Annotated in this window: 13 protein-coding genes; 2 read left to right on the top strand and 11 right to left on the bottom strand. The window is 75.7% G+C overall.

Annotation, left to right across the window (positions count from 1 at the left end; all coding sequences use genetic code 11):
* Window positions 1-62: 62 nt before the first annotated feature.
* Together AE652_RS21995 and mshA are read right to left on the bottom strand one after the other, a co-directional pair.
* On the bottom strand, window positions 63-617 hold the full coding sequence (locus tag AE652_RS21995; RefSeq protein WP_049654159.1) for a YbjN domain-containing protein: 555 nt from the start codon (window positions 615-617) through the stop codon (window positions 63-65).
* 79 nt (window positions 618-696) lie between these two features.
* Entirely contained in the window at window positions 697-2067 is a 1371-nt protein-coding gene (gene mshA / locus AE652_RS21990) for a D-inositol-3-phosphate glycosyltransferase (RefSeq protein WP_369808316.1), read from the bottom strand.
* A gap of 216 nt (window positions 2068-2283) precedes the next feature.
* Between mshA and AE652_RS21985 the strand changes: the two genes are divergently transcribed.
* Window positions 2284-3117 (top strand): methylase, encoded by an 834-nt coding sequence (locus AE652_RS21985; RefSeq protein WP_049654155.1) that lies wholly within the window; start codon window positions 2284-2286, stop codon window positions 3115-3117.
* 148 nt (window positions 3118-3265) lie between these two features.
* On the opposite strand, the gene AE652_RS21980 is transcribed toward AE652_RS21985, so the two are convergent.
* Window positions 3266-3829 (bottom strand): O-acetyl-ADP-ribose deacetylase, encoded by a 564-nt coding sequence (locus AE652_RS21980; protein WP_049654154.1) that lies wholly within the window; start codon window positions 3827-3829, stop codon window positions 3266-3268.
* A 248-nt stretch (window positions 3830-4077) separates the two neighbouring features.
* On the opposite strand from AE652_RS21980, the gene AE652_RS21975 reads away from it, so the two are divergent.
* Window positions 4078-5571, top strand: a complete 1494-nt coding sequence (locus AE652_RS21975; RefSeq protein WP_049654153.1) for a PP2C family protein-serine/threonine phosphatase — start codon at window positions 4078-4080, stop codon at window positions 5569-5571.
* Window positions 5572-5692: 121 nt separating this feature from the next.
* Here the strand turns inward: AE652_RS21975 and AE652_RS21970 are convergent, their stop codons facing one another.
* The 8 genes from AE652_RS21970 to AE652_RS21935 all read right to left on the bottom strand — a co-directional run.
* The gene (locus tag AE652_RS21970; protein ID WP_049654152.1) at window positions 5693-6046 is read right to left on the bottom strand and encodes a DUF2516 family protein; all 354 of its coding nucleotides are present in this window, start codon (window positions 6044-6046) and stop codon (window positions 5693-5695) included.
* A 138-nt stretch (window positions 6047-6184) separates the two neighbouring features.
* On the bottom strand, window positions 6185-6736 hold the full coding sequence (locus AE652_RS21965) for a hypothetical protein (RefSeq protein WP_049654150.1): 552 nt from the start codon (window positions 6734-6736) through the stop codon (window positions 6185-6187).
* A 2-nt stretch (window positions 6737-6738) separates the two neighbouring features.
* On the bottom strand, window positions 6739-7146 hold the full coding sequence (locus AE652_RS21960; RefSeq protein WP_049654148.1) for a helix-turn-helix domain-containing protein: 408 nt from the start codon (window positions 7144-7146) through the stop codon (window positions 6739-6741).
* 104 nt (window positions 7147-7250) lie between these two features.
* Window positions 7251-8054 carry an alpha/beta fold hydrolase gene (locus tag AE652_RS21955; protein ID WP_049654147.1) on the bottom strand — a complete coding sequence of 268 codons (804 nt, stop codon included), beginning with the start codon at window positions 8052-8054 and terminating at the stop codon, window positions 7251-7253.
* A 62-nt stretch (window positions 8055-8116) separates the two neighbouring features.
* The gene (locus AE652_RS21950) at window positions 8117-9214 is read right to left on the bottom strand and encodes a MerR family transcriptional regulator (RefSeq protein WP_049654146.1); all 1098 of its coding nucleotides are present in this window, start codon (window positions 9212-9214) and stop codon (window positions 8117-8119) included.
* A 34-nt stretch (window positions 9215-9248) separates the two neighbouring features.
* A complete protein-coding gene (locus AE652_RS21945; RefSeq protein WP_234348477.1) occupies window positions 9249-10247 on the bottom strand; it encodes an RNA polymerase sigma-70 factor in 999 nt (332 codons plus the stop codon).
* 33 nt (window positions 10248-10280) lie between these two features.
* Window positions 10281-10481 carry a hypothetical protein gene (locus tag AE652_RS21940; protein WP_049654144.1) on the bottom strand — a complete coding sequence of 67 codons (201 nt, stop codon included), beginning with the start codon at window positions 10479-10481 and terminating at the stop codon, window positions 10281-10283.
* A 25-nt stretch (window positions 10482-10506) separates the two neighbouring features.
* Window positions 10507-12518, bottom strand: a 2012-nt coding sequence (locus tag AE652_RS21935; RefSeq protein ID WP_049654142.1) for a DEAD/DEAH box helicase, incomplete at its 5' end; no start/stop codon positions are given.

Raw genomic sequence — 12518 nt, 5'->3', positions numbered from 1 at the left:
CCACGGCGCCCGCGGTGGAGCCGGCCGGGAAGGCCCCGGCGGGCGCCTGACCGGCCCGCGGGTCAGCCGGCGGCCGGGGTGTCCGGAGTGACCGGGGCCTCGGCCGAGGCGTCCCGCGGGGCGGCCAGGTGGGCGAAGGCGGCCAGGTTGCGGGTGGACTCCCCGCGCTTGGTCCGCCACTCCCACTCGCGCCGGATCGCGGTGGCGAAGCCCAGCTCCAGCAGGGTGTTGAACGGCTCGTCCGCGTTCTCCAGCACCGTGCCGAGCAGCCGGTCCACGACCTGCGCGGTGAGCGCCTCCAACGGCAGCCGGCCGGCCAGGTAGACGTCGCCGAGCGCGTCGATCGCGTACCCGACGCCGTACAGCCGGGTGTTGCGCTCCAGCAGCCAGCGGTAGACGGCCTCGTGGTTCTCGTCCGGACGGCGGATCACGAAGGCGTTGACCGACAGGGTGTGGTCGCCGACCCGCAGGGCGCAGGTGGTGCTCAGCTTGCGGGTGCCCGGGAGGGCCGCCACCAGCGTGTACGGGTCGGTGGCGGCCGGCTCCCAGGCCACCCCGGCGTCGTCCAGGGCGGCGCGCAGGAGGGTCAGGGCCTCGTCCTTGGTGCGGATTGCCATGGGGGTGACGTTACTCGTCGGTACCGGGCGGGCGCAGCCCCAGGCCGGTCGGCCCCGGGGCTTCCGCCCGGGCCTCCGCTCAGGCCGGTCGGCGACGGACCCCGGCCAGCCGCCCGGCCGGGCGGGCCATGCTCCCGGCGTACACCTCGGCGGTGGTCGCCGCGGCGGTGTCCCAGCCGAAGCGGGACGCGTGCCGGGCCGCCGCCTCGCCGCGCCGGGCCGCGAGGCCCCGGTCGGTGACGTACGGCTCCAGCGCGTACGACCAGTCCAGCGGGTCGTGGCCCTGCACCAGGGTGCCGGTCTCGCCGTCCCGCACCGCGACCGGCAGGCCGCCGACCGAGGCCGCCACCACCGGGGTGCCGCAGGCCTGCGCCTCCAGCGCGACCAGCCCGAAGGACTCGCTGTACGAGGGCATCACCAGCGCCGACGCCGCGCGGTACCAGTCGGCGAGATCCGGCTGGCCGACCGGCGGGTGGAACCGCACCACGTCGCCGATGCCCAGCTGGGCGGCGAGCTTGTGCAGGCTCTCCGGCCGGGCCAGCCCGGTGCCGGACGGCCCGCCGACCACCGGCACCACCAGGCGCTCGCGCAGCTCCGGGCGGCGGCCCAGCAGCGCGGCGACCGCCCGCAGCAGCACGTCCGGGGCCTTCAGCGGCTGGATCCGGCCCGCGAACAGCAGCACCGCGGCGTCCTGCGGCAGGCCCAGCCGGGCCCGCGCGGCGGCGGGCGTGCGCGGCCCGCCGGGGCGGAAGACGTCCAGGTTGACCCCGGGGTGCACGACGGCCAGCTGGTCCGGCCGGGCGGCGTAGTGCAGCGCCAGCTCGGCGGCCTCCTCGGTGGTGTTGGCGATCAGCCGGTCGGCCGCCTCCACCACCTGGGTCTCACCGATCACCCGGGCCGCGGGCTCGGGCGTGTCGCCCTCGGCCAGCGCGGCGTTCTTGACCTTCGCCATGGTGTGCATGGTGTGCACCAGCGGCACCCCCCAGCGCTGCGCGGCCAGCCAGCCGACCTGCCCGGAGAGCCAGTAGTGCGAGTGCACCAGGTCGTAGTGGCCGGGGCGGTGGCCCGCCTCCGTCCGCAGCACCCCGTGGGTGAAGGCGCACAGCTGGGCCGGCAGGTCCTCCTTGACCAGGCCCTCGTACGGACCGGCGGTGACGTGGCGGACCAGCACGCCCGGGGCCAGCTCGACCGTCGGCGCGTCGTCCGAGCAGATCGACCGGGTGAACACCTCGACCTCGATGTTGAGGTCGGCCAGGCGCTTGGCCAGCTCCACGATGTAGACGTTCATCCCGCCGGCGTCCCCGGTGCCGGGCTGGTGCAGCGGCGAGGTGTGGACGCTCAGCATGGCTATCCGGCGCGGGCGGCGGCGACCGGGGACGAGCGACTGGAGCCGGCCGCGCGCGGGGGCGGCGGGCTGGGCCCGGCGTACCGAACGGACGGGGTGCTGGATCACCTGGCTGAAGCCTCCTCTGTGCGGCCCGTCGAGGCGGTCCGCGCCGGGCCGCCCGTTGTCCGGTGTGCGCTGCCCCGTCCGGGCACACATCACCATCAGGGTGCCAACCACACGGACCGCGCCCGGCATTCCCGCCCCGGCCCACCGGCCGGAACGGCCGCCATCGCCCCTGGTCAGCACGGTGCCCTCAGCCACCCGACTACCCTTCTGGACATGGCTGCCTCCTTCGCCCCCGCTCCCGCCGCGCCCGCCCGCGGACGGACCGGGCGCCCGGTCGGGACGGTCACCCGGGGCACCACCAACACCAACCGGCTGCGCCGGATGGACCGCTGGATCGCCCACACCCTCGGCCGTGCGCTGCGCGCCGCCGGGCGGCCGCCGGTCGCGGTGGACCTCGGCTACGGCGCCGCGCCGTGGACCGCCGTCGAACTGGCCGGACGGCTGCGCACGGTGCGGCCGGACGTCCGGGTGGTCGGGATCGAGATCGAGCCGGAGCGGGTCGCCGCCGCACTGCCGTACGCCGAGCCGCCGCTGCTCACCTTCCGGCGCGGGGGCTTCGAGGTACCGCTGGACGGCGGCGGGCCGGCCCAGCTGATCCGGGCCGCGAACGTGCTCCGGCAGTACGACGAGTCGGCGGTCGCCGGGGTGTGGGAGCGGCTGTGCGCGCGGCTCGCCCCGGACGGGCTGCTGGTCGAGGGCACCTGCGACGAGATCGGGCGGCGGCACGTCTGGGTCGCGCTCGGCCCGGAGGGGCCCCGGACGGTGACCTTCGCGGCCCGGCTGGGCGGCCTGGGCCAGCCCTCCGACCTGGCCGAGCGGCTGCCGAAGGCGCTGATCCACCACAACGTGCCGGGGCGGCCCGTGCACGCCTTCCTGGCCGACTTCGACCGGGCCTGGGCGGCGGCCGCGCCGTACGGGGCGTTCGGGGCGCGGCAGCGCTGGGTGGCGGCCTGCACAGCGCTGGCGGGCAGCTGGCCGCTGGTGGACGCGCGCGGGCGGTGGCGGCAGGGCGAGGTCACGGTGCCCTGGTCGGCGCTCGCGCCGTAGCCGTCGTGGCCGTCGTGGCCGCCGTGCGGGCGGTGCGCGCCGGGAGCCGGTGAGCGATTCGATACGTTCACTCGAACGAGTTATCGAATATCTCTGGCGTGTTGACGCCCCGACACGCCACGATGGTCCCGCCCTCAGACCCCCGCCCTCAGACCTCCCGGCCGAACAGCTCCCGCCGGGCCCGCTCGAACACCCCGTACATCTCCGACCCGAACAGCACGAACCGCACCTCCGCCAGCTCCGCGCCCGCCTCCGCGTCACCGCCGTCCAGCACCTCCGCGACGGTGCCGAGCGCGATCCGGGCCGCGTCCGCCGGCGGCCAGCCGTAGATCCCGGCCGACACCGCCGGGAAGGCCACCGTGCGCGCGCCGAGCCCCGCCGCGGCACGCAGCGACTCGCGATAGCAGGAGGCCAGCAGCTCCGCCCGCTCCTCGTACTCCTCCGCCCGGTACACCGGCCCGACGGTGTGCACCACCCACCGGGCGGGCAGCCGTCCGGCCGTCGTCGCCACCGCCCGACCGGTGGGCAGCCCCTTGCCCCAGTGCGAGGCGCGCAGCCGGCGGCACTCCTCCAGGACCTGCGGTCCGCCCTTGCGGTGGATCGCGCCGTCCACCCCACCACCGCCCAGCAGGGACGAGTTGGCGGCGTTCACCACGACGTCCACCGGCTGTTCCGTGATGTCACCCTCCACCAGAGTGATGCGCGCAACCATCGCCCTCTCCCCTTTCCCGGAGCCGCCCGGCAGCCCTTCCGGCAGCCACCCGACGGAGCCCGGGTGCTCGTCCGAGTCCAGTCACCACACCACCACCGGCGTGGCAATAGCCACAACGGCGCCGGTCGGCCAGAGAAATCCCCGGAGATCACGTTATGGTCGCGAGAAGTTCCCCGACGCGCGGTGCCAGGCGGGCACTGCGGACGGACGTCGACCGTTACGCAGTCGGGGAAAGGGAGGAACCACCGATGCCCGCAACGGGAGACGGGCGGGCACCTGGTGCCGCGGGCCTGCCGGGCGCCCATGACGGCGCCCCCGTCGGTCATGCCCGAAGCCGCGTCACGACCGGACCGGCCTCGGCGGCTCCCCCGATACCCCACCCCCGCTCGCGGGCCGCGCACGCCTCCCACCCGTCCCACATCTCCGACCCGGGCGGCCCGGCGGCGGACGGACCGGCCGACGGCGCCCCGCTGCGGCTGCTGGTCATCGAGGACGACGCCTCGGACGCCCAGCTGATCAAGGCGGCGGTGGCCGACAGCGGCACCTCGATCGAGATCCACTGGGCCCGCGGCCTGGACCAGGCCACCGAACTGCTCGCCCCGCCCGTGAACTGGGCCCGGCGCGGGCGCTCCCGCACCCCCGAGTTCGGCTGCGTGCTGCTCGACCTCGCCGCGCCCGCCGACCTGCCGCACCCGACCGACTCCTCGGACGGGCTGGAGGGCCTGCACGAGCTGCTCCGCCGGGCCCCGCACACCCCGGTCGTGGTGCTCACCGACGCCGCCGGGGCCGAACTCGGCGCGGCCGCCGTCGCCGCCGGCGCCCAGGACTTCCTGCTCAAGCACGAGACGGACGGCCCGCTGCTCGCCCGCGCCCTGCGCTACGCCGTCGAGCGCAAGCGCGCCGACGAGTCCCAGCGCCGCCTGGTCGAGGCCGAGTTGCGCGGCCAGGAGAACGCCCGCCTCCAGCGCCACCTGCTCCCCACCCCGCTGCTCGACGGCGCCGGGCTCTCCTTCACCCGGCGCTACCGCCCCGGCCGCCGCCGCGCACTGCTCGGCGGCGACTTCTACGACGCCGTGCGCACCGACGACGGCGCCGTCCACGTCGTGATCGGTGACGTCTGCGGCCACGGCCCGGACGAGGCTGCGCTCGGCGTCGCGCTCCGGATAGCGTGGCGCACCCTGGTCTTCGCGGGCCTCACCGGCGAGACCCTGCTCACCACCCTCCAGCACGTGCTGGAGCACGAACGGCGCAGCGACGAGATCTTCGCGACGCTCTGCATGCTGGTCATCGAGCCCGGCGGCCCCGGCAGCGGCCTCGACTCGCTCGGCACCGGCGAGCGGGCCCGGCTCTACCTCGCCGGGCACCCGGCGCCGCTGCTGCTCGGCCGGGACCACGAGCCGATCACCCTGCCCGCCGACCTCGCCGGGCCCGCGCTCGGCCTGCTTCCGTGCCACGACGGGCAGTCCGCCTGGCCCGCCCACGAGGTCGAACTGCGGGCCGGCTGGCGGCTGTTGCTCTACACCGACGGACTGATCGAGGGCCGAGTCGGGGCCGGATCGCGCCGGCTGGGCCAGGACGGGCTCGCGGACCTGATCGGCGACCACCAGGCCGCCGGACTGACCCGGGGGCGGCTGATCGACAGCGCCATCGCCGAGGTCGAGGAGCTGAACGGCGGCGCGCTGACCGACGACGTCGCGGTGCTGCTGCTGGAGCGCAACCCGGTGCAGCTGATCCTCGGCTGATCCCCGGCCGAGGGACGCGCGAACGGGCGCGGAAGCGGTCGACGAAGAACGAGGGCGGACAACGCGACGGCCCGGGCGGGTGAACTCCCCGCCCGGGCCGTCACGTTGTCGGCTGCCGCTCCTACCAGGGGCCGTACGGCCCGGTGTTGCTCCGACCGCCCCGGCCGCCACTGCCCCCGGTCAGCGCCCGGATCGCCGGGCGGACGTCCACCACGTAGACGATCGAGGCGACCAGGCCGGCCAGGGTGCCGATGCCGGTGAAGAAGTTCACCCCGAACAGGAAGTCCCAGCCGAAGGAGATCGCCAGGATCGCCACCCAGAAGCCCTTGGTCTTCTTGTCGGCCGCCCGGTAGGCGTCCTCCCGGCGGGTGACCGCGTCGGCCAGGGCGAACAGCTTGTAGGCGAGGATGGCGATGGTCGCCCACCAGATCGGGTTCAGGTAGGAAAAGGCCAGAATCTGCAACACTCCGACCATTTCGATCTCCTCTGCTCTCGACTCCGGCGCTGCGACCGCTGCCCATCCTGGCACGACGACCGTCCGCGACGGGCTCAACGTCCCGTGGTCACCGGATGTGCCCCACGGGGTACGGGGGCGTGTCGGACACGCCCCGGGTCACTCCGCGGCGTCGGCGGCGCCCTTGCGGGCCCGCGCGGACTTCTTCGGGGCGGGCTCGGCGTCGACCTCCGCGAGCTCCGAGACCTCCACGACCTCCACGACCTCCGCCACCGGCTCGGCCTCGACCAGCTCCGCGGCCGGCTCGGGCCGCTCGGCCTCGTCCGGCGTGCCCGGGCGGGCCTTGTCCACCACGACCTTGCCGCGCTCGGCCAGCTCGTCGTACGTCTCCTTGGCCTTCACCGCCAGCTCGACCGCGCGGGCCACCTGCTGCAGGGCGAAGCCCTGGGCCCGCTCCTGCAGGGCCTTGAGGTCAGTCGGCAGGGTGGTGACGGTCTCGGTGACCTTGGCCTGCGCCCCGGTCAGCAGCGACTGCGCCTCCTGGAGCCTGGCGGTCGCCTTCTCCTGCGCACCCTTGCGGTCCGCCGCCAGCGCCTCGACCCGTCCCGGCACCTCGCGCAGCTTCTCGTACGCGAGGTCTCCGGCGCCGGCCAGGGCGTACAGCGGGGTCGGGTCGCCGAGGGTCTTCTTGATCTCGTCGGTGATGGGCATGGTTACCGGTCCTCCCGGTGGGTGTTCTGGGTGGCTGGGCCGTCGGCCGTCGGCTTGGGAGCCGACGACGCGTTCTCCTTGAGGAAGGCGTCGTAGACCGCGAGCAGCGCCTGCTTCTGCTGCTCGTTGATCAGCGGATCGGCCAGGATCGAGGCCCGCAGCTCCAGGCCCTCGCCCCGCCGCTCCTCCAGGATCCCGGCCTGGACGTACAGCGTCTCCGCCGAGATCCGCAGCGCCTTGGCGATCTGCTGGAGGATCTCCGCGCTCGGCTTGCGCAGCCCGCGCTCGATCTGGCTGAGGTACGGGTTGGACACGCCGGCGGCCTCCGCCAGCTGCCGCAGCGAGTACTGGGCGTTGCGGCGCTGCTCGCGGATGTACTCGCCCAGCGAGCCGACGTTCAGTGAGGCCATGCGGACAGCCTGCAACACCCTGCTTGCAAATGCAAGCAGGGTGCTAGCGGCAGCAAACGGGCCCTGCCGGGAGACCGGCCGGGTGGGCGGGCCGGGGCCGGGGGTCAGGCCAGGTGGGCGAGGAGGAGCTCGGTGAGCCGTTCGGGGGTGCGCAGCGGGAGGTAGTGGTCGGCGTCCGGGACGAGGTGGCCGCGGGCACCGGGGATGTCGGCGGCGAGCCGCCGGGCGATCGCCGCGATCTCCGGGTGGTCGCGGTCGCCGTGGACGACCAGGGTGGGCGCGGTGACGGTGCCGAGGAGCGGTTCGGCCGCCCGGGCCGGCGCGCCCGCGAGGTGGTGCTCGCTGACGATCCGGCGGGCCGCGTTCTCCTCGACCATCGTCGCGACCAGCTCGCCGCCCGGCGCGTCGCGGCCCATGGCGGCCCAGACGGAGAGCTCCAGCGCGGCCAGCGCCGCCGTGTCGCCCCGGCGCCGGGCCTCGGCGTAGGCGGTGGTCTCCGGGGACGGCGGCCAGTCGTGGCCGCTGACCGAGGCGCCGACCAGGCCGAGCGCGGCGACCCGGCCGGGGTGGGCGAGGGCGAAGTCCAGCGCGGTCTCCCCGCCCATGCTCAGGCCGACCAGCGCGGCGCGGCGCAGACCGAAGTGGTCCAGGACGGCGAGCAGGTCCGCGACGTCGTCGAAGGCCCGCTCCGGCGCGGCGGACCGGCCGAGGCCGCGGGCGTCGTAGCGGATCACGTCGTGGTGCCGGGACAGCGCCGGGGCGACGGCGTCCCACAGCCGGGAGTCCATGCCGGAGCCGTGCAGCAGGACCACCGGGCTGCCGGTGCCGCGGCGCTCCGCCCACAGCCGGCCGCCGCCGGGGGCCGGGACGTGGACCTCGGAGGCGCGGGGATCGGTGTGCGGGCTCATGCGGTGATCCTTCCAGAGCCCGCGCAGGCCCGGCCGGTCAAGCCGGTCAGGCCGTCAGGCGGTCAGGCGGACTCGGGCAGCCGGACGGGCATCAGGACCGAGAAGGTGCCCGCCCGCCCGGGGGTGCGGACGGCCAACGGGGCGATCGGGCCGCCGAGTTCGAGGAGCAGCTGTCCGGGCCGCCCGGCGTCGAGGGCGTCGAGCAGGAAGTCCCGGTTGACGGCCAGTCGGTAGCCCTCGGGGGCCGGGTCGTCGGCGACCGTCAGGCTTCCGTCCCCGGCCAGGGTCAGGACGGTGACCTCGCAGTCGGCGCCGTCCGGGCCGGAGGGCAGGGTGCGGGTGGCGCCGGTCTCGACGGCGGCGCGCAGTTCGGCGGCGGACAGGGTGATCCGGTGCTCCGGTTCGAGCCGGGTGACGGCCCGGTGGTCGGGGTAGTCGACGTCCAACGCGACGCCCTCGATGCGGTGCTCCCCGACCTCGGCCCGGACCGGTCCGTCCCCGAGGGTGAGCGCCACCTCGGCCGGGCCCGCGCCGAGCAGTGCGCGCAGCGCGTCCACCAGCGCGGTCGGGACGACCGTGCCGGCCACCGGCTGCTCGGGCGTGTCGCCGGTGGCGGGCACCTCGGCGAAGGCCATCCGGTAGCGGTCGGTGGCGACCAGGCGCAGCACCGGTCCGTCCGGTTCGAAGAGCACGCCGGCGAGCGAGGGCAGCTCCGGGCGCCCGCAGACCGCGAAGCGGACCGCGTCCAGGGCGGCCGCGAGCTCCTCGGCCGGGACGGTGAGCCGGAGTCCGGCGGGGGTGGTGGTCATCGGCTGCTCCCTCTGGTCGATCATCGCGTGGATCAGGGAGAGCTCGCGGCGGGCGTCGGCGAGGCCGTCCTCCAGCCGGCGCAGGTGTGCGTCGAGCACCTGCCGGGCCCCGCCGCTGCCGGGCGCGGCGCCGAGCACGGCGCGGATGCCGGCCAGCGGCAGGCCGACCCGGCGCAGCCGGGCCAGCAGCCGGGCGTCGGCGAGCTGGCCGGGCCGGTACCAGCGGTAGCCGGTCTGCGGGTCCACCCAGGCGGGGGTGAGCACCTCGGCGCCGTCGTAGTAGCGCAGGGTGCCGACGCCCAGGCCGCTGGCGCGGGCCAGTTCGCCGATGCTGTGCAGCTCGCTCTCCATGCCGGTGACTCTGCGGGCTCGACCTGGTCGAGGGTCAAGCCGGGCCGGAGCGGTCGGCGCTGCCGTCGGCGCCGGGAGCGGGGGCGGGAGCGGGGGCCGGGCCGGCCAGGTGGGCCAGCTTGCGCGGGTTGCGGACCGCGCGGATCTCGGAGATCCGCACGGCGCCGTCGGGCTGCTCGGCGAACTCGAAGACGGTGACGGAGTCGACCGCGCCGTCCACGGTGACCAGCACGCCGGGCACGCCGTTGACCAGCACCGGACGGACACCGGCCCCCTCGCCCAGCCGGCGGAGCACCCCGAGGACGAAGCGGGCGACGTTGTCGGCGCCGGTGACCGGCCGCAGCGCGGCGCTGATCACCCCGCCGCCATCCGTCCAGCTGGTGACGTCGGGGGCGAGCAGTTCCAGCATCCGGTTGAGGTCGCCGCCGACGCAGGCCGCCAGGAACTCGTCGGTGGCACGGCGGCGCAGCTCGGGCGGGGCGTCGTAGCGCGGCCGGCGGGCGCGCACGTGCGCCCGGGCCCGGCTGCCGACCTGGCGGCAGGCGGCTTCGGTGCGGTCCAGGGCCTCGGCGATCTCCTGGTAGGAGAAACCGAAGGCCTCCTTGAGCACGAACACCGCCCGCTCCAGCGGGGACAGGCTCTCCAGGACCACCAGCAGGGCGACCGAGACGGTCTCGGCCCGCTCGACGCCGTCGGTCGCGTCCGGCTCGGCGACCAGCGGCTCGGGCAGCCAGGGGCCGACGTAGGACTCGCGGCGGACGGCGGCCGAGTCCAGCTTGTTGAGGGCGAGGTTGGTGACCGTACGGGCCAGGAAGCCGCCGGGACTGGCGACCGGGCCGGTGACGCCGCTCCAGCGCAGCCAGGTGTCCTGGACCAGGTCCTCGGCGTCGGCGACGCTGCCGAGCATCCGGTAGGCGATGCCGAAGACCGTCCGCCGGTGCCGCTCGAAGTCGGCCAGCCGGGGGTCGGTCGGCCCGGTCGCGCTGGTCTGCCCGGCTTCACCGGCCGGCCCGGTCTCGTGGGTGTCGGTCACCCGCGCGACGCTACCGCACGGTAGTCGTCGCGCTCAGCTCCGGAAGGCCTCGTAGGCGGGGGCCAGCACGGCGGAGAGGTCGCGGCCGTACGCGGTGATGCCGGAGCGGCCGAGGCGGCGCAGCGAGGGCTCGTCCGGGCCGTCCTCCTCCTCCGCCGGGGCGGGGCTCAGGGTGAAGTCGCCGCGCCAGTAGGCGGCGACGTTGACCACGGGCGGTCTCGGTTCGTCGGTCACACGTCCTCCTCGGTGCCGGAACCGGTCATAGGTCCTCCTCGGCCACGGCGTCCTCCCGGGTGAGGGCGACCAGTTCGCGCAGTGCGTCGACCGGCAGGTCGGTGAGCCAGCGCTCCCCCTCCCCCACCACCGCCTCGGCCAACGAGCGCTTGGCGGTGAGGAGTTCGTCGATCCGCTCCTCGACGGTGCCGACGCAGACCAGTCGGCGGACCTGGACGTCCCGGCGCTGGCCGATCCGGAAGGCGCGGTCGGTGGCCTGCTCCTCGACCGCCGGGTTCCACCAGCGGTCCAGGTGGATCACCTGGTTGGCGGCGGTCAGGTTGAGGCCGGTACCGCCGGCCCGCAGCGAGAGCAGGAACACCCGTGGCCCGTCCGGGGACTGGAAGCGGTCGACCAGCTCCTCGCGGCGCGCCCGGGCCAGGCCGCCGTGCAGGTAGAGCACCTCCTCGCCGAGCCTGCGCTCCAGGTACGGGCGGAGCATCGCGCCGAACTCGGCGTACTGGGTGAAGACCAGCGTCCGGTCGCCCTCGGCCAGCGCCTCCTCCAGCAGTTCGGCCAGCCGGGCGACCTTGCCCGAACGCCCGGCCACCGCCGAGCCGTCGTGCAGCAGTTGGGCCGGGTGGTTGCAGACCTGCTTGAGCTTGCCGATCGAGGCCAGCACCGTGCCGCGCCGCTCCACGCCCCGGATGCCCTCGACCCGCCGCAGCAGGTCGGCGACCACGGCCTGGTAGAGGCCGGCCTGCTCGGCGGTGAGGTTGCACCAGACGGTCATCTCCTGCTTGGCGGGCAGCTCGGCCGCCACCGCCGGGTCGGACTTGACCCGGCGCAGCACGAACGGGGCGGTGCGGCGCAGGAGTTCGGCGGTGCGCTCGGGGTTGCGGTGCAGCTCGACCGGGATCGCGTAGCGCTCCTTGAAGCGCTCGGCCGGGCCGAGCAGGCCGGGGTTGGCGAAGTCCAGGACGGCGTGCAGTTCGGCGAGCCGGTTCTCCACCGGGGTACCGGTGAGGGCGATCCGGTGCCGGGTGACGGGCAGCGACCGGATCGCCCGGGACTGCGCGGTGCCGGTGTTCTTGATGTGCTGGGCCTCGTCGGCGACCACCCGGCGCCAGCGGATCGCGCGCAGGGCGGCGAGGTCGCGCTGGACCAGCCCGTAGGTGGTGATGACCAGGTCCACGCCCCGTACGGCTTCGGCGAGTTGCTCCGCGCCGAGGCGGCCGGCCCCGTGGTGGACGTACCGCCGCAGGCCGGGGGCGAAGCGCTCGGCCTCGCGCTGCCAGTTGCCGACCAGGGACATCGGGCAGACCAGCAGGGTCGGGCCGACGGCGCCACCGGGCCGTTCGGAGGCCTTCCCGGAGGCCTTCCCGGAGGCCCTCCCGGGGGCCCTCCCGGGGGCCTTCCCGGAGGCCCGCCCGGGGACCTTCTCGGAGGCCTTCTCCGCGGCCAGCAGGGCGAGGGTCTGGACGGTCTTGCCGAGGCCCATGTCGTCCGCCAGCACGGCGCCGAGGCCGAGCCCGGACATGGTCCGCAGCCAGGCCAGCCCGCGCTCCTGGTACGGGCGCAGCTCGGCCCGGAAGTCCGGCGGCAGCTCCGGCGCCACCGCGCCGCCGCCCCGCCCGGCGAGCAGGTCGCCGAGCGGGCCGTCCGCGCGCACCGAGGTGACCGGCAGCCCGGCGACCGTCGCGTCCGGGTCGAGGGCGAGCCGGAGCAGTTCGGTGGCGGCGAGCACGCCGTCGCGCCGGTCGGCGAGAAAGGCGAGGGCGGCGGCGATCTGGGCCGGGTCGGCCTCCAGCCAGGTGCCGCGCACCCGGACCAACCCCTGCTTGGCGGCGGCGAGTTCGGCCAGTTCGCGCTCGGTGAGCGGTTCCCCCTCCGGGCCGAGCGCGGCCTGCCACCGGAAGGCGACCACGGCGTCCCGGTCCACCTGGCTGGTGACCGCGAGGGTGCCGGGCGCGGGCGGGGTGGTGGCGCGCAGGGCGAGCCCGAGCCGGGGGCGGCGGCGCCACCAGGCGGGCAGCAGCACCCCGAAGCCGCCCTCGG

Source organism: Kitasatospora sp. MY 5-36 (assembly GCF_001182915.1).
Taxonomy (GTDB): Bacteria; Actinomycetota; Actinomycetes; order Streptomycetales; family Streptomycetaceae; genus Kitasatospora.
This window is presented reverse-complemented; position numbering and strand designations above follow the sequence as displayed.

Bases quoted from the DNA above. Each gene is read 5' to 3' on its own strand.
- AE652_RS21995 (WP_049654159.1), bottom strand. From the start codon at position 617: ATGGCAATCCGCACCAAGGACGAGGCCCTGACCCTCCTGCGCGCCGCC.
- AE652_RS21985 (WP_049654155.1), top strand. From the start codon at position 2,284: ATGGCTGCCTCCTTCGCCCCCGCTCCCGCCGCGCCCGCCCGCGGACGG.
- AE652_RS21980 (WP_049654154.1), bottom strand. From the start codon at position 3,829: ATGGTTGCGCGCATCACTCTGGTGGAGGGTGACATCACGGAACAGCCG.
- AE652_RS21975 (WP_049654153.1), top strand. From the start codon at position 4,078: ATGCCCGCAACGGGAGACGGGCGGGCACCTGGTGCCGCGGGCCTGCCG.
- AE652_RS21970 (WP_049654152.1), bottom strand. From the start codon at position 6,046: ATGGTCGGAGTGTTGCAGATTCTGGCCTTTTCCTACCTGAACCCGATC.
- AE652_RS21965 (WP_049654150.1), bottom strand. From the start codon at position 6,736: ATGCCCATCACCGACGAGATCAAGAAGACCCTCGGCGACCCGACCCCG.
- AE652_RS21960 (WP_049654148.1), bottom strand. From the start codon at position 7,146: ATGGCCTCACTGAACGTCGGCTCGCTGGGCGAGTACATCCGCGAGCAG.
- AE652_RS21955 (WP_049654147.1), bottom strand. From the start codon at position 8,054: ATGAGCCCGCACACCGATCCCCGCGCCTCCGAGGTCCACGTCCCGGCC.
- AE652_RS21950 (WP_049654146.1), bottom strand. From the start codon at position 9,214: ATGGAGAGCGAGCTGCACAGCATCGGCGAACTGGCCCGCGCCAGCGGC.